The following is a 22,094-nucleotide window of genomic DNA, read 5'->3' on the forward strand; positions in this document are numbered from 1 at the left end:
AATATCACATTAAATTTTATTTTAATGTGGTGTTAGTATATAATTTTTTGCTGTGTCGTTAAATGCTTTGACCTGTGCCGTTTCCCATGCAGCATCTTTCCCCAATTCGCCGGCCATGAGGTGTGCTACTTCGGGAGCCATTTCGACAGCCAAACGGGCATCTAAAAATAGTACACGGGTACGGCGCGCCAGGATATCCTCAACAGTACGCGCCATTTCATTCCTTACCGACCAGATTACCTCAGCCTTAGTATACCTATCTTTAGGGTGAACCGGGTTTCCCCAATCCGGGTTTTCATTTTGCAGTGCTACAATCTTTTCAATGTCGGCACCATAAACAAACATAGGGTTGGTACGGTCGGGGGTGGGGCGACTGCCATGGATGGGTAGAGATGCAGTTTTACAAGGTGTGTTTGTAAGCCCGCCTGTTTCAATAGCCTTGTCAACAATATCCTCGGCCATTTTGCGGTAGGTGGTCCACTTGCCGCCTGTTATGGTAATTAACCCTGATGCGGAAACGATTAATTTATGGCTTCGGGAAATTTCCTTTGTTTTTGATGATCCATCTTGTGGGGCGGCAAGCGGTCGTAAACCCGCAAATACACTTAATACATCGGCACGGGTAGGGGCTTTGGTGAGGTATTTGCCCGCGGTTCGTAGTATAAATTCCACTTCTTCGTCCAGTGCCACCGGCTCAAGGCTGTGCGAGTTGATTGGGGTATCTGTAGTGCCTATCAATAATTTCTCATGCCAGGGAACTGCAAAAAGTACGCGCCCATCTTCCGTTTTTGGGATCATCAGCGCATCGTCGGCCGGTAAAAATGAACGGTCGAGTACAAGGTGTACGCCCTGGCTTGGCCTAACCATGGGCTTCTTTTCGGGGGTATCCATTTTTAGTACATCATCAACAAAAACGCCGGTGGCATTGATCACTGTTTTTGCCTTTAATTGATACCCGGCGCCTGTCTCTGTATCAGTGGCTTTTACGCCTATGATTTTATTAGTAGTATCTTTGATTAATCCGGTTACTTTAAAGTAATTGAGCAAGGTTGCACTCTGTTCAACGGCGGTTTGCGCCAGGTTAATTGCCAGTCGCGAATCATCAAACTGCCCGTCGTGATAAACCACCCCGCCATGAAGCCCTTTTTCTTGTATTCCCGGCAGTCGTTTAGTGGTTTCTTTTTTGGAAATGTGTTTTGCCCGGCCAAAACTTAACTTCCCGGCCAGTAGATCATAAATGCTGAGGCCGATAGTATAAAAAACACCGTCCCACCAGGAGTAATTAGGAATAATAAAACTTTCGTTTTTTACAAGATGAGGCGCGTTTTTCAATAGTAATCCCCGTTCGCGTAAGGCTTCACGCACCAGGCCGATATCGCCCTGTGCCAGGTATCGCACTCCGCCGTGTACCAGCTTGGTGGCACGGCTTGATGTTCCTTTTGCAAAATCGGCTTGTTCCAGTAATAATACAGAGAAACCGCGCGAGGCTGCATCAACTGCAGCGCCAAGTCCGGTAGCTCCGCCACCTATGATGACCAGGTCCCAGATCTTTTCGGTATCGTTAAGGTGGCTAAGGTTCGCTTCTCTTGTAAATGAGTTCATTTTATTTCGATGTTTATTCAAATATATAAAATCGAAATAAAATAAAACTAAATGAAATTAAAAATAATTTTATTTGGTTACATTTGACTAACACGGAGCACAGTAAGCTTTGCAAAACATTACAGTCAATTTTTCTGTTTAATTTAGCGATTATGAGTAAAAACACCGACCGGCATAAGTTTATCCTGCAAAAGGTTGAGACAGATGGTTTTGTGAATGTGCAGGATCTGAGCAACCTGTTAAGTGTTTCGGAAGTTACCATCCGAAAGGACCTGAAACTTTTGGAAGATAAAAACCTACTTTTCAGAACGCATGGTGGTGCAAGCCAAACTAACCCTTATGCTAATGACAGGCCGGTAGCCGAAAAGGAGAAACTGAACGGCCCCGAAAAAAGAAAAATTGCCGCAGAAGCAGCGATAAGGATAGATACCAATGATTCGGTTATTATAGCCTCAGGTACCACAATGCTCGCCCTTGCCCGTGCCATGCAGCCTAATAAGCATCTTACGGTAGTCACCGCAGCTTTGCCGGTAGCGCTTGAACTTTTGCAGCATCCGCAGGTTGATATTGTTCAATTGGGGGGACAAATGCGAAACACATCCTCATCGGTAACCGGTAATTATGCCGAACTGATGCTGGACGATATGTTATGCGGCGTGTTGTTTTTAGGAGTAGATGGCATTGATCCTGAAATAGGCTTGACTACTACTAATTTATCCGAAGCCCGCCTTAACCAAAAAATGATCAATGCGGCCCAAACTACCATTGTATTGGCCGATAGTACCAAATTTGGTAAGCGGGGCCTGGCAAAAATTTGCGCGCTTGATCAAATCAACGAAATTATTACCGATAGCGGTATTAGCCCGGCAATGCTCAATATGCTGGAAGAAAAAGGGGTGAAGGTAACGGTGGTTTAATGGTATATAGTTAGAAGTCAATTAATCTGCTTTATTAATTGCAGTACTTCGTCTCCATATTTTTCTGTATAACCAAATTTTAATGCAAGGTCAAAGTTTTGTAAGGCATCTTCATTGTTGCCTTGTTCCATTAAAATGATCCCTTTGTTTTTATAAGCGTAAGCATTACCCTTATGTAATGCTAAGGATTTATCGATGAGTGCCATGGCACCGTTTACATCCCCAAGTTTAAATTTTGAAAAGCCAAGGTTATTCAACGTAAAAGAAGCAGTTGCATCCATGGCGATGGCTTTTTCAAAGAAAGGAATAGATTCTGTGTATTGTTCTTGTTTTGAAAGATTGAAACCCTTATGGTTTAAAAGTTCCTTGTCGTCGGGATTCATGGCGAGCAGTTTATCAAGGATAACTGCAGATTTATCATGGTTGCCAATTATATCATAGATATAGGCCTTTGTAACTTCATAATTAATATTATCCGAATCAGGTCTGTTTTCAATTAGTTCGTCTATTAACTTTATTGCCGATTGGTAATCACCTGATTTGTATTTGCCACAGGCTATCAAGTTTTTAAAACTCAAGTCACCCGGGGATAGGCTTAAACCGGTCTCGCAAATTTTAGTCACATCTTCAAACTGATAATAGTAATAGAGAGCGACCGCAGTTTCATAAATCTGCTGTATTTTTTTATTCTTTTTTCCCGTTATTTCGAGTAAGAAAATCTCAACCTTGTTATATGTTTTGGCTCGAATGACATCGAAAGGGGCAGAGAATTTTTTAATTTTCTTTTTGAAATAGTCTTCGGTTATATCTTCAATTAAAATGCCAGCCCTCTCAATAGGCCCTGTTATTGTTTTATCTTCAAAACTGAGGATAGCCAGCAGCAAATGGATACTGTTTATTGACCGCTGTTCATTTATTCTGGCAATAGTGTACGCGTGCTTTACTGTACGTTCAGCCCAAACCGTTAACGCGAAGTCGTCTTTTATTGTTTGAGTGCCATTAGCCGGATATAAGTCTCTTATCTGTTTATCTAAAACCTCTGCATCAATGGCCTGTAAGTATTTACCCGCTAAACATGTCTCTTTCAACATCGCCAAAAACAAATGGACACAATCAATAAAGCCGTGTTTCATCTCCAAGGCTAAAAGTCTGGATCTTGCTGTTATTATGGTAAAATCATCTTTGGGCTTTGAATATGGCATTATTGGGTGTGTTAACCGAAGCTAATTTTAAACTATACCTTTCGCTGAAGATGACCTCACAATCAATTGCGTATCCACTTTCTCAGTCGTAAACTCTTCAATAGGCCATTTGCTTTCTATTGTTTTAATAAGCATTTCTGTAGCCATTTGTCCAATCTGGAAGGCAGGCTGGCGAACCACAGTTAACGGCGGATCAAACAGGTCAACAACATCTGAGTTGGTAAAGCCGGCTATCGCGATATCTCCCGGAACTTTTAAGCCCCATTTTTTTAATATCGATATACTGCTGATGGTAAGCCTGTCGCTGCCGCTAAAAATAGCCTCCGGCTTGTCATCCAATGCCAGCAATTCTTTCAGCACAAGCTCCACTTCGTCGTGGATCATGCCGCCATGGTTGCAATGTTTAAGGTATTCGGGCCTGAACTCGACGCCATGTTTATCAAGTGCCGCCTTGTAGCCTTCAAAGCGCTCGTGGCTGATAAGCAGGTTATTTGAATTGGTGAGGTGTGCTATTTTGGTAAAACCCGAATTGATCAAAGCTTCGGTGCCGTTAAATGAGCCCTGAAAATTATTGGCTATCACTTTGTGAGTATTCAGGTCAGGCGCTGCCCTGTCAAAAAATACGATAGGGAAACCTTTATCCAGCAGGTATTTATATTGAGATGTATCGGTTGTTTGCGCTGATAGCGATACCAACAAACCATCCACATGCCGCGATAATAAATGTTTTACATTGGCACTTTCCCTGTCAAATGATTCGTGCGTTTGGGTGATGATAACGTGATACCCGCGGTTATAAGCTATAGATTCAATGCCGTTAATAGCCTGCGAAAAATAATCGTTAGCCACTTCGCAAACCACTACGCCTATGGAGTGGCTTTTTTGTTCTTTAAGACTTAAAGCAATAGGGTTAGGCCGGTAGTTGATTTTTTCAGCGTACTCAAGGACAAGCTTTTTGGTTTCGGTGCCTATTTCGTAGCTTCCGTTCAGCGCCCTTGATACCGTTGATGTTGACACACCCAAAGCCTTGGCAATATCCTTAATAGTAACTGATTCAAACATAATTTAGCGTGGCGATCGGTTTTTAAATATCAGGAAATATTTGATACGGGCTAAGTTATTTTAAAAATTGAAATATCTGAGTGTTTTCCATTGTCAAAAGGGTGTGGCTTTTTGGCGATAACTTCTTCAATTCCGGCAAAAGCAATTTTATATCAATTTAATTGTATTATTGATTTTTAATTAGGTGTAAAATTATTGTTATAATTATTACATTGTACCTGATTTCAATTGTAAAACGTTTTATCCCCTGGTTAAGCTATGTCTCACGAACAAATTGTTCATGACGATCATAATACTGCTGTCTGGCTTGCTTTTAAAGAAGGCAATTGGGATGCTTACACGCAATTATATAACCAATATTTTAAGGTACTCAACAACTACGGGCACAAATTTACCAGGGATGTTAATGTAATTGAGGATGCCATACATGATCTTTTTATTAGGCTTTGGACAAACAGGGCGGGGCTTGGCAATCCTGTATCGGTAAAAAACTATCTTTTCAAATCGTTGCGCAGCATTATTTTCCGTAAGCTGCAGTCGAAATCGCGCTTTGTTGATATTGAGGATGAAGCGGAGCATAACTTTCCCTTTGAAATTTCATTCGATCAGCAGCTCATGGCCGATGAGGAAGAACAGGAATTGCAGAAGAAGATTAAGTTTCATGTTAAAGCTTTGCCGGCACGGCAGCAGGAAATTATATACCTGCGTTTTTATGAGGGTTTAGGTTATGATGAAATTGCCGATATCATGGAAATAAACATTAGTTCGGCCTATAAACTGATCTATAAAGCATTCGATAACCTCCAGGATGTGCTAAAAACTTCAAAATTGGCTATTGTTTTAGCCCTGTATTCGTGCTTCTGCATAAATAATCATTAAAAAATAAATTTTTTTTCAGTTTGTAGGGATAATTGGGGTAGGGTGCTGTCTATAAGGAGTAAATAACACCTTATAAACAATGCAGATAGCCAAATACAGTAATTATACCCTGCCGGATTTTTTAGAGGACGATGATTTTCTCCGTTTTGTGATCAATCCCACACATAACGACACTGTTTTTTGGCAGCAGGTCACAGCAGAATATTCGCAACAGAAAGAAATAATTGCCGAAGCTTCAAAAATTATTAAAGCATACCGTAAACAGGATGTTTTTACCAACGAAGAAAATCAATCGAAAGTTTGGCAGAGGATTGAATCAACGTTGCAAAAAGATCGGGTTAAGCCAAAGATCTTCACATTAAACGGGTTCCTCCGTGTTGCTGCGATGTTGTTGCTTGTATCCTCCATAGGTATCGCTTTATGGCTGATAAAAGGCAGGCAAAATGAAATTGATACTACTTATGGAGAGTTGAGCACTGTCACCTTGCCCGATGGCTCAACCGTGGTGCTCAATGGTAACTCGAAATTAACTTACTCCGATAACTGGGATAAAAATTCAAGAGAGGTTTGGATAAATGGAGAAGGATTGTTCAATGTAACGCATATCAATAAAGACCCAGCCCATATTAAGCCTTCTGAAAGATTTATTGTGCATTGCCCTGATATGGATATTGAGGTGTTGGGCACAACTTTTAATGTCAGAAGCAGGCATAATAAAACCAACGTAGGTTTAGTTCAGGGAAAGATCAGGCTTGATTACGTTGATGCCGTAACGGGGAAACAATCGCTTATTATGAAACCGGGCGATTACGTGCAGCATACTTATAAAAAAGCACTTACCCGCATTACTCTTCCCGCTCCTGAAAAAATCACCAAATGGACAAAACACCAGCTTTTATTTAATGATGCCAGCCTGGCGCAGATCAGCGAGATCATGATCGATGATTACGGCTATCAGGTTGATTTTTCAAGCCCTGACTTAGCCAATTTCAAAATAGAAGGTGAGATCAACGTGCCTAATGTTGAGGAACTGATTGAAACTATATCCACTACACTTCCGGTGAAAATTACCCGAACAGACAAAAATATCACTATAACAAAATTAAACCCCTAAACTAATAACTTATGAGAAAACTCGACTCATTCATTTTTTTAAGATGTTGCTGTTTCCTGATGGTATTGCTTGGCCGGTCGGCATACGGCTATGCCCAAATGGCATTAACCAGTAACAACAGGATCCACGCAAAAACCTTCGGTTATTCAACACCGCAGGCTGTTGAAAGCAAAGTGCTCCTGAAAGATGCACTTGAAAACCTGAAAAAACAATTCAATATTCAGATAGCTTACCAGGAAGGCTTGCTTGATAACAAGTTTGTGCCTGCAAATTTAACAAGCAACATCAGCCAGTTAACGCTTGACGATAATCTGAAACAATTATTATCGGCCTTTCAGTTAACGTACCGGAAGATCAATGATAATCAGATCTCCATTTTTACAGTAAAGGATATTAATGCAGTTGTTGCAGCAGTTACATTAACAGGTAAGGTAGTGGATGCAGGCGATGGGCAGCCGGTTGTTGGCGCATCGGTTTATTTAAAAATGGATAATAAGGTGGGGGCAATTACCGATATTACAGGCAGCTTCAGATTGATAGTGCCAGATAAGTACACGGGTAAGCCATTGACGCTGGTGGTAGCCTATGTAGGATACAACCAGGAAGAAGTTTCCGTAACTGACCCTGCATCACCTTTGCAAATTAAACTGATGCAAAATAACAAAGCCCTTAATGAGGTTGTGGTTACTGCCCTTGGTATCAGCAAGCAAAAAAAATCATTGGGCTATTCGGTGACTGAGGTTAAGGGTACCGAATTTACTCAGGCCCGTGAAAATAACGTAGCCAACGCGCTTACCGGTAAAGTAGCCGGTGTTAACGCGGCGGGCTTATCAACCGGTCCGGGCGGTTCAAGCCGCGTGGTGATCAGGGGTAACGGCGGTCTTGCCGGTGATAACCAGCCATTATATGTGGTGAACGGTATGCCGATTGATAACAGCGTACCCGGTGGCCCTGCTACGGTTAATGGTATTACCAATAATGTTGACCGCGGTGATGGTATAGCAGCTATAAACCCCGACGATATTGAATCGATTAGTGTACTTAAAGGCGGTACGGCTGCGGCACTTTATGGCTCGCGTGCAGCAAATGGCGTTATTTTAATCACCACCAAAAAAGGCCGGATCCAGAAAGGGGTAGGGGTTGAGTTTAACTCGACAGCCACCTATGATAATGTAGCTGTATTCCCAGATTACCAGTACGAGTACGGGCAGGGCGATGGCGGCGTAAAACCAACCACCCTGGCGGCTGCGCAGGCAAGCGGAAGGCGCTCATGGGGTTCGAAAATTGACGGCTCTACTGATTATGTAGCTGTTGATGGGAAAACCCACCCTTATGTTGCACAGAAAAATAATCTTAAAAACTATTATCAAACAGGTAGTACTTATACCAACAGTCTGGCTTTTTTGGGCGGCAACGAAGCTTTTACCTACAGGTTTTCGGCTGCCGATTTGAACAGTAAAGGTATTTTGCCGGGTACTACCTATGATCGTAAAACTTTTAATCTCGCCCTGAACGGCAAACTGAGCGATAAGCTATCGATTGAGGCTTTAGCACAATACAACGTTGAAACCGGTCATAACCGTACAGGCGCAGGCGATGCTTTGGGCAACCCAAACTGGACCCCGCTTGAGGTTGCTAATACCGTTGATGTTCGCTGGTTGAAGCCGGGTTATGATGCTATGGGTAATGAGCAGATCTGGAACGATGCATCCATCGCGTCAAACGGATATTTTGTGATCAATAAGTACAAAGAGGATGATGTGAAGAACCGTTTTATTGGCCAGGGATCAGTTATTTACTCGCCCATAAAAAACCTTACTTTCAAAGCCACCATCAGCCGCGACTTTTTCAATTACAACTATACCAATATACTACCAACCGGTACATTGTACATACCTAATGGCCAATATGCAGGCATTAAATCGGATGTGTCTGAAACCAACGAGTTAGCTACCGTTAGTTATAAAACAAAGATCATTAGTGATTTAAATGTAAATGTTTTGGGCGGCGTAAACAGCCGTAAATACACAACCAATCAGCTAACGCTTAATGGTTCGCAATTTACGATTCCATATTTTTACAGCTTCACCAACCTTGCAGTTTCATCAACCCTACCATACAATGCCAAGATTGTGACCAACTCGATTTTTGGCTCCGCCGATTTTGATTACAAGAGTCTGGTGTTCCTGTCATTCACCGGCAGGAAAGATTGGTTTTCAGTGCTTAGTCCTAAAAGCAACAGTATATTTTACCCAAGCGTGGGCGGAAGCTTCATCCTCTCGGATGCAGTTAAACTCCCTGATTTTTTTAATCTTGTAAAACTACGTGGCTCATGGGCCCAGGTAGGCGGAGGCGATCCTGATGCATATGCTATCAACCTTACTTACAGTAATGTGCCAAGTGCCGGGCAGCCGCTGCAAAATGTAACCAGTAATAATATTACCAACAGCACTCTTAAACCATATACTTCAACAACATTTGAAGGTGGTTTTGAATTGCAGATGCTTAAGAACCGTTTAGGCTTGGATGTTACGCTGTATGATCGTAAAACAACCAACGACATTGTAAATACAGCAATTTCTTCAACATCGGGTTATAATAACGTGATCCTGAACGTTGGTCAGGTAAGCAACAAGGGTATTGAGGTATTATTGAATGGTACGCCTGTAAAAACGAGCAGTTTTACCTGGAGCACGAGTTATAATGTAGCCTATAATGATAATAAAGTTGTTAAGCTGGCCCCCGGCCTTAATACCATTCAGCTGGCCACTTCGGTAGGTAACTGGGGTATTTTAGATAACATTGAAGGAAAACCCTTTGGTATGCTGGTTGGTACCCGTATGCAAAAGGATGCTAATGGTAATGTAGTGTTTAACGCTACCACAGGCTTACCGGTACAAACCCCACTACAGCAATTGGGTAAAAGCGTTGCCCCGATTACCATGGGTTTAACCAACGAATTCAGGTATAAACGGTTCTCGTTAAACTTCCTGGTTGACGGCAAATTCGGTAACAAAGTGTTTTCGGTTATGGAAGTTTACGCTACCCGTTTGGGCTTAATGAAATCAACATTGCCGGGAAGGGAAAACGGCTTAGTATTGAACGGTGTTGATCAAACTGGTGCTCCTTACACCCGCACGGTACCTGTAAGTGGTCTGAGGTCATACTATGATAATTACAAAACGTATTCCGAACTGTTTTTGCACGATGGCAGCTTTGTTAAACTTCGTCAGGTTATCCTGTCATATGCACTTCCAACAAGCCTTTTAAACAAAGTTAAAATCCAGTCGGCCAGTATTTCTTTCGTGGCCCGGAACCTTTGGACTATTTATAAGCAGACAGATAATTTCGATCCGGAGCAAAGCTTTACCAATAGTAAAACTCAGGGCTTCGAGTCTATTGGCTTACCGCGTACACGTTCACTTGGTGTAAACCTGGCTGTTAAGTTTTAACAATTAAATTGAATACGATGAAAAGACATTTAACCAAATATATTTATTACGCACTAATAATGCTTGGCATTATCGCCACACAATCGTGCACTAAAAACTTTGATACGCTAAACATCAACCCTGATGCATCATCAAAAGCGGTACCACAGTACATTTTTACCAAATCTCAATATGACGGTACAGCACGTATGCTTGATTTGTTACTGGGCACCATGCAGTACACCACCAGTTTTAATGACGTGGCCGGTTTCGGGTCAAAATATGTATTGAGCCAGGGCCCGCAGTCGGCGGCAGCTTTCTCCAATGCTTATCCTAATGAGATCAACGAATTAGGTGAGGTTTTAAAGGCAGTTGGCACCGATGCTTCACTGGTAAACCTGCAGGCCGAAGCGAGGATCTGGAAAGTATATTGCTTCAGCAGGCTTACCGACTTGTATGGCGATATCCCATATTCGCAGGCTGCACAGGGTTATAATCAGGCTATATATAAGCCGGCTTACGATGCACAAAAAGATATCTATGCCGATTTGTTGAAGGAGCTTGACCAGGCGGCCCAAAGCCTTGATGCTGCCAAGACAACTTTCGGTTCGGCCGATTTAATTTATGGCGGCAATACCGTAAAGTGGAAAAAGTTTGCTTACTCGCTTATGCTCAGGTGTGCCATGCGCATGACCAAAGTTGATATCGCTCAAGCGCAAACATGGGCAACAAAAGCTATAGCGGGCGGTGTTATTTTAGATGATGCCGATGTGGCCAAAGTAGCTTACGTTGGTGCCGGCCAGGACATCAACAAAAACCCTTTAGCGCTTGATCTTTATAACAACGATTATATTGCAGGTAACGGCAGTACCAATACCGAAGGAGGCAAGTACCAGGATGTGTTTATTAATTATCTGAAAGCCAATAAAGATCCGCGCCTGGCCGTAGTATCTGTAGTGTGGAACGGCGGCGTAGCTGATACTACTTCAGCTATTCAAAAAGGTATGTCAGCAGGATTAAATGCCAAACCTGCCGATTTTGTAACCTATTCAGAGCCAAATCCTAAAACTATATTACTGTTAAATTCTCCGCGATTGGTTTTTACAGCTGCCGAAAGTTACTTCCTATTATCTGAAGCTGCTGCAAGGGGATGGTATACCGCTGCTACCGCCGAGTCATTATACCAAAATGGCATTGCGGCGTCCATGCGTCAATGGAGCATCATTGCCGGCAGTGCAGGCACCATAACAACAGCTCAAATAAACTCTTATATCAACGCGCATCCATTCAATACAGGCGGCACGCTTGATCAAAAAATGGAGCAGATCTATACCCAGTTTTGGGTTGGCATATTTCCTGATGCACAAGAGGTTTTTGCAAGCTATAGGCGTACCGGCTACCCCGCACTTGTACCAAATAATTATGTTGGTAATGCTACAGGCGGTAAAATATTCAGGAGGATGCTGTACCCTGTTGGCGAGCAGAATTTAAATGCTGCATCATATGCAGCTGCCATATCTCGCCAGGGACCGGATGATTTTTTAACCAGGATGTGGTGGGATAAACAATAATGTTAAAATTTGATTTGTTAAATTAGTTGATGTTGTTTCGGGGAGGGCGTGGGGCCTTCCCTGATTTTTTTAACCTTTTTTTGATGTATAAGAAATACCTTTTTTTCCTATTGCTGCTTTGTTGTATTCAGCGCGTATCGGCACAAAATGATTTGGTTAAGGATGATAATGCAAGTAATTATAACCTGAACAAACCCGAGCGCGAACTGTGGCTTAAAAATACCGGCTTGGGCTTGTTTATTCATTTTAGTATGGATAGCCAGCTGGGTGTGGTGATCAGTCACTCGCTGGTTGGGGCAAGTGACGATTACGTAAACCGTTATTTTAATGAGCTGCCCAAAACTTTTGATCCCTCCAAGTTTGATCCGCACCAGATAGCAACGCTGGCAAAACTGGCCGGCATGAAATACATTGTGTTTACTACCAAGCATCATTCGGGTTTTTGTATGTGGGATACCAAAACAACCGATTTTAGTATAACCCATACACCATACAAGAAAGACCTGTTAAAAGAGTTTGTGGATGCCACTCGCGAAGCAGGTTTGCAGGTAGGATTTTATTTTTCGCCCGAGGACTTTAATTTTCTTCGCGATCATCATATACCTATAAGTCGTACCGATGTGAAGATGGATGCCCAAACCCGCCATGAATATGACGAATACACCCGGAAGCAATGCGAGGAACTGATGACCAATTATGGTAAAATAGATATACTTTTTATAGATGGCGATCCTAAGGATGTGGTAAAGCAAACCTGCTGGAAGTTACAGCCGGACTTGCTGATAACCCGGGGTGCTATCAAAACCCCCGAACAGATCATGCCGGGTGCCATGATCAATGAGCCATGGCTGTCATGCATTACGATGGGAACTGCCTGGGGATATCAGCCAACTAACGAGCGCTATAAATCGGGCACCCAGTTAATTGGTTTATTGATAGAGGCGAGGGCCAAAGGTGGCTCCCTGTTGTTAAACGTTGGCCCGAAGCCTGATGGCGCCTTGCCCATTGAACAGGAAGAGCGGTTACGGGAAGTGTCGACCTGGTATTTTGTTAACCGCGAATGTATTGACAGTGTGCGAAGTTGGGTGATCAGCAAGGAGGGCGATACCTGGTTTACCGCTAAAAACGGGCATACACTTTATGCCATTGTTACCAATGCGGCTGATTGGAAGGAGGGGAGCCGCAAAACTTTTCTGATCCGTTCTGCCATCGCCAATGATCAGACTCAAGTAAGCGTATTGGGGCAAAATAGTAAGGTGATTGAATATAAAACCGATGATGTAAGCTGCCGGTATAAGCAAACCGATAAGGGGCTTGAAGTATCTGTTGTAAAGGCGCAGCGTATTTATGATGATCACCGCTGGCCTAATCCGGTAGTGATCAAACTGGAAAATGTTGACCCCGTTTTTAAAGAAGCCGCCATTGTTGAAACAGGTGCGGGTTCAAAAATAAAGACCGGTGCAGTTTTAAAAGGTAAAATCCTGAATTACAAAAGTATTTCGGCAAAAAGGGCCCGGTTTGATTATCGCCCTTACCATGGACAGGTAGAAACTTTATATGCAGGTAAGTGGACAGCCGGCACCTGGGTAAATATTAAGACTGATGGCACTTTTGAAGCGACCATTCCACTAAAAGCCGATTACGAATACAAGGCTATAGTTGAACAGGCTAATGTTGAAATAGAAGGGGAGAACAAATTATTTAAGCCGTAAAATTTGGTGAGATTATGAAAAACGGGGGTACGTTTTGCGCAACCCCGTTTTTTGCTTTTAAAGGTCTTTGATATTATCGTTAGGATTTCTGTCAATGAGTTTACTGAACGGATCGATGCCTACAGAGGCGGGCTGGCCTTTAACAATAACACTGATTTGCTGTACCCCGCGTTTAAGCTTATACTTTTTGATGTACAGGGTATTACTCACCATCCGGTTACCGGCACCTTGAACCTGCTTACCGAAAATCCCGATATCAATATAATCGTTCATGTTTACAGCCGGGATATCGTTGTTTTTGGCATCCTTCCAAACTTTGCTAACATCAAGCTTAAAAGTAATTTTATATTCATTTTTATTACCTGTCGGTTTGCTGCTGGCTTCAACCACCCTGTTATCATATAGTGTGATCTTTTGCCAGGTATCGGTAAGGTAATACTGCAGCGAATCGGGCACATGCTTTTGAAGGCATTGATAAAGATTGTTGGCGCCGGCAAACGGGCCGTCTGTTTTAAAAGTATAGGCCTTTTTAAATTCGCGCAGTGCCACGTTCAGACTGTCTTCGCCAATCAGGTCGCGCAAACCATACAGTGCCACGCTTGCTTTTCCACCCCATAAAAACCATTGATTGGCCTTGATCAAGGGATGCTCGTTTTCATTAAGGTGCCGCCTGATAAACAGGTAATACCATAACTGGTCTAAAACGATATAACGCATGTTGTCCTTACCGTATTTATGTTCGGACATTACCAGTTGATCATAGTTTGAAAGGCCCTCGGGGATCACTAAACTTCCTACAGTGCTGTTTGGGGCTGTCTGGAAACGCCACCATTGTTGCGACAGCAGCCTTGTTGTATTGGCATAGCAATAATCAAAGCTATTGGGATCCCTGAAATCGGCATTCCAGCCAAAGTATTCTGCGTAAGTGTCCAGCGTTGTCATGGAGGCATCCTGCGGACCGTAAACAGAAGTTTCCACCAGTCGGATATCATTAAACGGATAGGCACCATAAACCTTGCTGTAATAATTTAAACCATCTTTATAAGCCGCGATATACCTGTCGATATTGGTGCTGTGCTCAGGATTATAATAAACCTCGATATTTACGTTGTGGTCCAGTTGAACAGCGGCTTTTTTTACGGCCAGTCTTTCGGATATAATCCCCATTGGCATATACATACCGGGCTTATCCTGCACATAATGGAAGTAGTTACGGCCATTCTGCTGCCAGTTTTTTACGAGCTGCCCCGGAGCAATAGCTGTTTGACCGGCGAGTGTGCCAACTGTAACATCAAGTTTCAAAAGATCGGCGGCCCTACCTGCTTTAAGTGTATTGATGCCTTCAGTATTATTTTGCTGTATTTCCTCCTGCTTTTTTTCGGGCAAACCAGCCTTTTTGCGTTCATAAGGACTGTTTAATTCGTCATCTTCATCGTAGCCTAAACCCGGTAATCCTCCGTTAAAGAAGGTACCGTTGTTAATGAGAGCTGCAGCATACATGCCATTGGTAAACCCTTTATGCACTATTTCTGAGTTGATCTCTAATGTTAATGAATCGCCCGGCATTAGCGGTTTTATGAACTTGTATAACCGGAAGTCAGCAGTATCTGTCTTCGGCCTGAACCAGTTGAAAAATCCGCGGGGATAAAGCAGCGGGGTAGTAAACGGAACCAATACGCCATTGGTTTTAAGCGAATAATTGGTGAGCTCATCGCCGTCGAGCAGCATTTGTGATATGGCAACTTTGTTTTTATTGATGATGGTTACCAATGCGTGTGTGGCTACCTGTTGTTTATCCGGGTAAAGCTCTACCTGCATTTTTATGCTGGTTACTTTAGGCAGGGAAAGGTGCTCATATTTTTTGAGCGATTTTTCATACTGCACGGCCCTTGCGGTATTTTCATACTTGATGAGATAGTTGTTTAAAAAGCTCACATTGTAGTAATTCCATGCGCCTACAGCCAAAAATGCTATGGCTACTATTACAGTGATCAAGGCTGTACTGCGATTGAAGCGCTGAGGTAGCAGGCGTAATCGTTCTTTAAAGGACGATGTTACGCCTCGGTAATAAAATAATCCCGAAACAACGATCAGCAAACCAGCAAACAACATCCAGTACAGGTTGAACCAGCTAATGGGCGCTGCCATATGCCCTATGCCAGTCATATCAGATATTCCCGACGATGGGGTGTACGAGTACAGCAGCAGATTATAATCAAAAGTGCCGGTTTTGCGCAAAAAGAAAACAATCACCCATAAAAACACGCCTATGCCATGGGCTGCAAATTTGTTGTTGATAACAACGTGCACAACATAGCAAAAAACAACCATCTGCAGCAAAGCGGGCAGCAATATGTAGGCTATGTAGAGAAAGTACACTGATAGATTCAATGTGTGATAACCTTTTAATAATTGAACGATAACCCCGGTTAGTATGGGTAGGAAGGATAAGCCGGTACTAATAAGTAATAAGGTGATGAGCTTCGATCCGTTTAAAATCCAGTTTGGAGGCGGGAGAGAGTCATTGATAAATGCATAGCGGGTTGCCCTGTCACGGTGCAGGGTTTCGCCGGTATAAAACATCAGGATAAAGAAAATGAAAAAGGGAAAGGCATCGTTGAAGATCGCCAACAACGTAACTGTACGCGGAAAATCCGGTACGCCATTCCTGTTGTCGCCAAGCCAGAATACAAAACCGAGGAATAAGCTGCCGGCGATTAATATGATCCAGAAGTAGTTATCGCGGATGATGTTAAGCAGCTCAACCTTTACCAGGTTGTATAAGGTATTCCTGTTGTATTTGCCTGTAAAGATAACAACTGGTTTAATAGTTACCTGGGTTTTAGTTTTTGTGCCTGCCTCGTCAATAGCAGCCTTATCACGCCTGCCGCTAAAGAAACGCTCAAAGCTAAACCTGAAATAAGTGAAAAGCACAATAACTATCCCAATACCGCCCCATAATACACGGTTGAGCATAAACGTACCGGTAACCGGGAATAAGGTAGTATTTTGCTCAATGATGCTTGAAGAACTGGTTTGCATCCTGATACCGTTAAGCCCAAAAGGATCGCTGAGGTTTATTACCGTGGGGTTGTTAATATGGTTAAGAAAAAACAACGCGATGAAGTAAAAAAGGAACAGCAGGATACCGCCAAAGTAAATAACCTTTACATTGCGGGTGATGGCTACAAGTCCAAAAAACAATGAAGAAGTGAACAAAACGTTAGGCAGCCCGATTGTGAAAAACGGGTGCAGATAGTAAATGAGGTTATTGGGGCCGTATTGTTTTGCATCCGTCCATCCCATAGCAGGGCCCAGTTTGGTGCCTATTAAGGCGCCAATGATAACCGCTGTTGAGATCAGGAGCATGAAAACGAACGAGCCCAGGTAACGGCCCCAGAAATAACCTGCTTTGGTGATAGGGTAGGTTAGGTAATAATCTTTTGTGTTGTATTCAATGTCGCGGTATAAGGCAGTGCCCATAATTGATGAACTCACAAGCGTCATCATCATAGTGATGCCCGAACACCACAACGCAAGTACATAAGGCGCGTTGATGTGCTCTTTTTCGCCTAATGGTAACGAGCCTGTTGAAAAAGTGAACACTGTAAATATCAGTGCTGCCAAAAAATAAAGGTAAACGGCTGGCCTGCGGACCCGGTTCCGGATCTCGAACAGAAATATTTTAAGAAACATAAACTATTGGTTTATAGTAGTTTTAAATGGTATCTACATCTATACGTGTGGCGATGTTGCTGAAGTACACATCTTCCAGGTTTGGCGTGCTGCTGATAAAACCGTTGCCGGGATCGGCTTCGTTTATAATGCGGATATGGAGTTTGCCGGTTTTAAGCTGCGTTGATATCACCTGGTAATCATCTTTGTAAAAGCCCAGTTCTGATTGGGTGATCACCTTGCTGTAAATTTTTCCGTTCAGTTCATTTACCGCGCTTTCCGGGTCACCTGAGTATAAAACCTCGCCCTGGCAAATGATAGCGAAATTAGCGCAGAGTGTGCTTACATCCTCAACAATATGGGTCGACAGGATCACGATGGTGTTTTCACCCAGACGGCTCAGCAGGTTGTAAAAACGGTTTCGTTCGGCCGGGTCAAGGCCTGCTGTGGGTTCGTCAACAATAATCAGTTTGGGATTACCGATTAGTGCCTGTGCTATTCCAAAACGCTGTTTCATACCGCCGGAGTAGGTGCCAAGGTGCTTTTTCCGGTCTTTATAAAGGTTTACGTTTTCCAGTAATTGAAGTACAAGGTCTTTGCGTTCGGCGTTGTTGCCAACACCTTTTAGCTGGGCAATATGGTCAAGCATTCGTTCGGCCGATATTTTTGGGTAAACCCCAAACTCCTGCGGCAGGTAACCAAGCAGCTGGCGTACCGCGGTTTTGTTTTTCAATACGTCCAGGTCATCTAAAAAAATGCTGCCTTTATCGGCTTCCTGCAGGGTGGCTATGGTACGCATCAGTGATGATTTACCGGCTCCGTTTGGGCCAAGCAGGCCAAACATGCCATTATTAAGGGTCAGCGAAACATCTTTTAAAGCATGTACGCCGTTGGCATAGGTTTTGGAGAGTGAGTTGATTACTAATTTCATGATTTGCTAAGTTTTGGTCATTTATTATTACGGATCATCCTTGTATTTCCATTCAGGACGAGTTTAGCGCTGTCGGCAAGTTTGTAGGTTATGTTGCTGAGGCTATCGTCCTTGATCCACAAGCGGCTTTTGTTCCGGATATCGAGGTTGGTTTTACTGAATTGGTTACCTGTTTCAATAGATAGATTTGAAGAGCTATTGTAGCTTTTGCCTATGACGGCATTTAATACATTAAACTTGTTGTTTTTTAGCAGGACAGTGGAAGCATTGTCCTGGATAATGTTGAGCCCGTCCCCGTTGAAACCACTGATGGTAGTAGCGCGCCATTTGAAGTCTTGCGCGGCAGTGGTATCGACAATTTGAGTGTCGCCTGCCTTATATTTTGCATCGGCGTAAAACGCGTTTAATTGCGGCATGGATATGTACAGAACGTTTGGGGCTTGTACATTATGAAAGTTATCTTTAAACGCGGCACGAATAAAGAGCGAATCGTGCCGTTGTTCAATTTTCATGAACTCCATGGCGGCAGGGTCAGCAAGTACTTTGAATGGCCCTTGAACCAGCATAATATTGATAGCCGTTGATGAACCAAGCTCAATAACCTTGAAGTTTTGGAAATTTAGGTTGTTAAAGCCATTATAAGGGTTTTTATACTCACCTTTAAAATATTCTGCTTTTAGCTGAAAGTCATAGATCCCAACCGAAACTATCAGTAACAATACCGCGGTAAGTAAGAATTTATTGCTTGTTTTCATCGTTGCTTGCCTGGTTTAATTCATTATTTTGTTGCGCCTGGAAATGTTGATATTGAAGGCTGATCTCATCTATCGATATACCTAACAGGTACATGTTTTTAAAAAGTTCGGGTAAGTTCTGACGCACAAAGTTTTCTTTGCGGTAAGCTTTTACTTTGTCAAAGCCATCCTCTGCCACAAATAAACCCAGGCCGCGTTTGTTATAAATAATTTCGAGCCCCTGCAAAAATTCGTACGATCGCATAACCGTATTTGGGTTTACTTCCAGCTCAACTGCCATATCACGTACCGATGGGATCTTTTGCCCGCCGGGCCATTTGCCCATCAGGATCTGATCGCTCACAAAAGCCGCTATCTGGAGGTATATCGCTTCGTTATCTTTAAATTCCATGATCGTCTTTTTTAAGCCTGTTTCTCCTTAAACCTAAAATATGCCGCTATCCAGATCAGCAGCGATATAATAGGAATCACAATAAAAGCCCAGGCAGATTGCTGCGCATTTAAACCAATGGAGTAAAAGTTCATACCATCCTGGAAATTGAGAAATGAAAAAGGCGTTACCGGTTTGATTGGCCTGCCAACAATAAATCTTACGAACACTGTATTCACAAGGATTAGCAGTGCATAAAAAATAAAGAAACTGAAACCTGTTTTTATAAAGTGTAATTTTTCGAACCGGATTGCTCCATATATCGTGACGGCATGCAGCAAGGAAAACAATATCATCACCAGTACAAATTTATCCTGAAATAGGGTGAGTATTTCAATTTGATGCGCCGGCCAGGGTTTGAGATTGATCAGGATAAATAATACCAGGTAAAAAACGCCTGTGTACACCAAAAGGAATATAACATACGAATAAACCCAGCCGACCATAAACTTCTCGAGTTGTGATGCAGGCAGGGTTAACATTGGAACTGCCCGGCGCTTATCACCCAGATCAGTAAAAACAGTGCTTGTAAATAATGGCCCTGCGATAATCATGAGTACTCCAAACATGGCCATCTGAAAGCCGGCATCTACCGGACCCGGGATCATATAAAACACAAACGAACCGCCAAGTAAAAATACCCCTGCCAAAACCGCTGCCGACATTAAATAGGCGCGGTAATGCTCAACAGTGTGCTTCATAAACAACAGGCCAAAGCGCTTTAAACTGAAGTAATTATTCATGATTTGTGCTTGGTTTTAGTGCGTTTAGTAATTTGCTGCTATTGGTTGTTGCTGCGTTAAATAATAACTCAAGGTCCATTTTTCCGTACTTGCCGGTGGTGTTTTGTACAATAGCGTATTTGCCCATGAGGGTTTCTTCTTCGTACAGCGCATTCATCCCGGTAAGGTCTTTAAAAACACCGAAAAATAGTTTCTCGGTAAGCTCGTCTACCGTATTTTCAATCACTATGCGGTGGTCATCCAAAATCAACACGGTATCAATGAGGCTGTCCAAATCCCTTACCTGATGGGTTGAAATAATGATGCAGCGCTCTTCATTTAAAACCGATGCGATCAATTTTCTGAACTGGACCTTTGAAGGGATATCAAGCCCGTTGGTAGGTTCATCAAGGATCAGCACGCTGGTATTGGTAGCCAGCCCGAAAGCGATGATCATCTTTTTTTGCTGCCCGTATGACATTTTGGTCATCAGCAGATCGGGATCAATATCCAATATTTTCAGATAACTGTAAAAGTCGGTAATGCTGAAGGCAGGGTAGAAGCTCGCTGTCCTGTCCAAAAATTGTCCCGGAGTTAACGCCGGCACGTAAACCTCTTCCGCAATAAAATAAAGGTTTTGTAAGGTTGATACCAATCGTTTTGAACTTTCTGTTCCGTTGATAAGACATTTGCCCGATTGCGGAAAAGCCAGGCCGGCAATATTTTTCAGCAGGGTTGATTTCCCTGCTCCGTTTTTACCCAGCAGGCCATAAATGTGGCCGGCCTTTAACGAAAGGTTCAGATTTTTGAACAAGGGCTTCCGGCTGTTGTAGCTAAAATTCAAATTGCTTATTTGAATCATTTTATAGTGTATTAGTATGGTAGTACACTACAAATGTAATTAAACATTTTTAAAATGCAAGAGGTTTTTTAATGGGATCATGACAGCGTATTGCAATAAGATTTAGTCAGGTTGGAAATATTACCTCATAGTTAAAACCTTGCTAAGAAAGGCTTGTTTAATGGATACTAAATTTAAACCTTTATGGCACTAAAAAAAATTGCACAAACCCGCTGGGATATTGAAAGCGAGCGGGTGACATTGTATCCTTATCGTATTTATAATGTACTTAGCATTGGTTTCGCGGTAATATTTACGGCATTTATCATTTTCTTTTGTAAAACACTTTATCCCGACCCCTCGCAATCCGTATCGCTTATGATAACCATGTTCCTGGGGCTGACGATTATTGTTGGCATATTGTGGGGAGTTGGCCGTACATCAGTGGTTTTTGATAGCAGTGCACGGGTAATGCGTAAAAAACTTTTTGGTTGGCTTAATATTCGTTCTGAAAAATTTGACGATTTGGATAACATAGGCGTTGTGCGTAATACCATGGGGGGCTATAATTATCGCGCTTTTCCAAAAAGAAACAAATATGGAAAAGGGGTTGTAGTATCGGCAAATTATACAAAGAATGATGATGCGAACGCAATTGCCTTAACCCAGGAAGCGTTCCCGGTAATTATGCAATTCCTTTCGACGGGTTACATTGAGCCCACTTATGCCGATACAGCTATTACCGATTATAAATTTTATGACACCCACCCGCCTTATTATGCAATTAAGCGTAAGTGGATTGGCGGGCTATTGATTGGTTTATGTTTGATAGCCCTTGCTTTAAATGAATTCATCAATCAATCTATGACTCATGATTCGGACCTTTTTCATAAGGTTTTAGTTATTGGGGGATTTTTGCTGGGGGGAGCAGCGTTTGTGTTTTCCGCCTTTACTAAAATAGTTTTCGATACGGCGAACAAGACTGTAAGCAGGATCAATCCGCTTGGTGTCGGTAATCAGACTTTTGCCTTTGCCGATTTTATTAATTTTCAAATCACCAGGCGTACCTATAATTTCGTTTACTCGGGTACCGATATTAACATGTATTTCCAGGTACCGGGATCTAACAAGCAAAAAGCATTAGTTATTAAAAGCTTTTCCAGCACGAAAAAGATAGACCAGTTTTCGCAGGAAACAAGGCACATTATGGCCCTTAAATAGTCATTTAGGAAAACCTATCCCGGGCTTGG

At 42.6% G+C, this 22,094-nt stretch carries 16 protein-coding genes; 7 read left to right on the forward strand and 9 right to left on the reverse strand.

The annotated features are described in order from the left end of the window. Nucleotides 1-21: 21 nt before the first annotated feature. Nucleotides 22-1,602, reverse strand: a complete 1,581-nt coding sequence (locus tag FHW88_RS06190) for a glycerol-3-phosphate dehydrogenase/oxidase (protein ID WP_176623936.1) — start codon at nt 1,600-1,602, stop codon at nt 22-24. Between the two features lie 152 nt (nt 1,603-1,754). On the opposite strand from FHW88_RS06190, the gene FHW88_RS06195 reads away from it, so the two are divergent. After that, entirely contained in the window at nt 1,755-2,519 is a 765-nt protein-coding gene (locus tag FHW88_RS06195) for a DeoR/GlpR family DNA-binding transcription regulator (protein ID WP_176623938.1), read from the forward strand. 17 nt (nt 2,520-2,536) lie between these two features. Here the strand turns inward: FHW88_RS06195 and FHW88_RS06200 are convergent, their stop codons facing one another. Both FHW88_RS06200 and FHW88_RS06205 read right to left on the reverse strand, forming a co-directional pair. Next, nucleotides 2,537-3,721 carry a tetratricopeptide repeat protein gene (locus FHW88_RS06200; protein WP_090524694.1) on the reverse strand — a complete coding sequence of 395 codons (1,185 nt, stop codon included), beginning with the start codon at nt 3,719-3,721 and terminating at the stop codon, nt 2,537-2,539. A gap of 27 nt (nt 3,722-3,748) precedes the next feature. Further along, on the reverse strand, nt 3,749-4,783 hold the full coding sequence (locus FHW88_RS06205) for a LacI family DNA-binding transcriptional regulator (protein ID WP_176623940.1): 1,035 nt from the start codon (nt 4,781-4,783) through the stop codon (nt 3,749-3,751). A gap of 258 nt (nt 4,784-5,041) precedes the next feature. Between FHW88_RS06205 and FHW88_RS06210 the strand changes: the two genes are divergently transcribed. From FHW88_RS06210 to FHW88_RS06230, 5 genes are all read left to right on the forward strand, one after another. Beyond that, nucleotides 5,042-5,662, forward strand: a complete 621-nt coding sequence (locus FHW88_RS06210) for an RNA polymerase sigma factor (protein ID WP_176623942.1) — start codon at nt 5,042-5,044, stop codon at nt 5,660-5,662. A 79-nt stretch (nt 5,663-5,741) separates the two neighbouring features. Further along, a complete protein-coding gene (locus FHW88_RS06215) occupies nt 5,742-6,776 on the forward strand; it encodes a FecR family protein (RefSeq protein WP_176623944.1) in 1,035 nt (344 codons plus the stop codon). A gap of 11 nt (nt 6,777-6,787) precedes the next feature. Further along, nucleotides 6,788-10,228: a SusC/RagA family TonB-linked outer membrane protein gene (locus tag FHW88_RS06220; protein ID WP_176623946.1), complete on the forward strand. Its 3,441-nt coding sequence runs from the start codon at nt 6,788-6,790 to the stop codon at nt 10,226-10,228. A 17-nt stretch (nt 10,229-10,245) separates the two neighbouring features. Next, nucleotides 10,246-11,778 (forward strand): SusD/RagB family nutrient-binding outer membrane lipoprotein, encoded by a 1,533-nt coding sequence (locus FHW88_RS06225; protein ID WP_176623948.1) that lies wholly within the window; start codon nt 10,246-10,248, stop codon nt 11,776-11,778. 83 nt (nt 11,779-11,861) lie between these two features. Further along, nucleotides 11,862-13,490, forward strand: a complete 1,629-nt coding sequence (locus FHW88_RS06230) for an alpha-L-fucosidase (RefSeq protein WP_176623949.1) — start codon at nt 11,862-11,864, stop codon at nt 13,488-13,490. A gap of 57 nt (nt 13,491-13,547) precedes the next feature. On the opposite strand, the gene FHW88_RS06235 is transcribed toward FHW88_RS06230, so the two are convergent. The 6 genes from FHW88_RS06235 to FHW88_RS06260 are packed head-to-tail and all read right to left on the reverse strand — an operon-like array spanning nt 13,548 to nt 20,865. Further along, nucleotides 13,548-17,186 carry an ABC transporter permease/M1 family aminopeptidase gene (locus tag FHW88_RS06235; protein ID WP_176623951.1) on the reverse strand — a complete coding sequence of 1,213 codons (3,639 nt, stop codon included), beginning with the start codon at nt 17,184-17,186 and terminating at the stop codon, nt 13,548-13,550. A 22-nt stretch (nt 17,187-17,208) separates the two neighbouring features. Further along, the gene (locus FHW88_RS06240) at nt 17,209-18,096 is read right to left on the reverse strand and encodes an ABC transporter ATP-binding protein (RefSeq protein WP_176623953.1); all 888 of its coding nucleotides are present in this window, start codon (nt 18,094-18,096) and stop codon (nt 17,209-17,211) included. Between the two features lie 17 nt (nt 18,097-18,113). After that, entirely contained in the window at nt 18,114-18,851 is a 738-nt protein-coding gene (locus tag FHW88_RS06245; RefSeq protein ID WP_176623955.1) for a hypothetical protein, read from the reverse strand. Beyond that, entirely contained in the window at nt 18,835-19,242 is a 408-nt protein-coding gene (locus FHW88_RS06250; protein WP_112655279.1) for a GntR family transcriptional regulator, read from the reverse strand. Before FHW88_RS06250 ends, FHW88_RS06245 begins: the two co-directional genes overlap by 17 nt. 11 nt (nt 19,243-19,253) lie before the next feature. Then, entirely contained in the window at nt 19,254-20,024 is a 771-nt protein-coding gene (locus tag FHW88_RS06255) for a hypothetical protein (protein ID WP_176623957.1), read from the reverse strand. After that, nucleotides 20,017-20,865 carry an ATP-binding cassette domain-containing protein gene (locus FHW88_RS06260; RefSeq protein ID WP_176623959.1) on the reverse strand — a complete coding sequence of 283 codons (849 nt, stop codon included), beginning with the start codon at nt 20,863-20,865 and terminating at the stop codon, nt 20,017-20,019. Before FHW88_RS06260 ends, FHW88_RS06255 begins: the two co-directional genes overlap by 8 nt. A gap of 183 nt (nt 20,866-21,048) precedes the next feature. On the opposite strand from FHW88_RS06260, the gene FHW88_RS06265 reads away from it, so the two are divergent. After that, a complete protein-coding gene (locus FHW88_RS06265) occupies nt 21,049-22,065 on the forward strand; it encodes a hypothetical protein (protein ID WP_176623961.1) in 1,017 nt (338 codons plus the stop codon). Nucleotides 22,066-22,094: the final 29 nt, after the last annotated feature.

Source organism: Mucilaginibacter sp. SG538B, from assembly GCF_013376065.1.
In the GTDB taxonomy this organism is placed as follows: domain Bacteria; phylum Bacteroidota; class Bacteroidia; order Sphingobacteriales; family Sphingobacteriaceae; genus Mucilaginibacter; species Mucilaginibacter rubeus.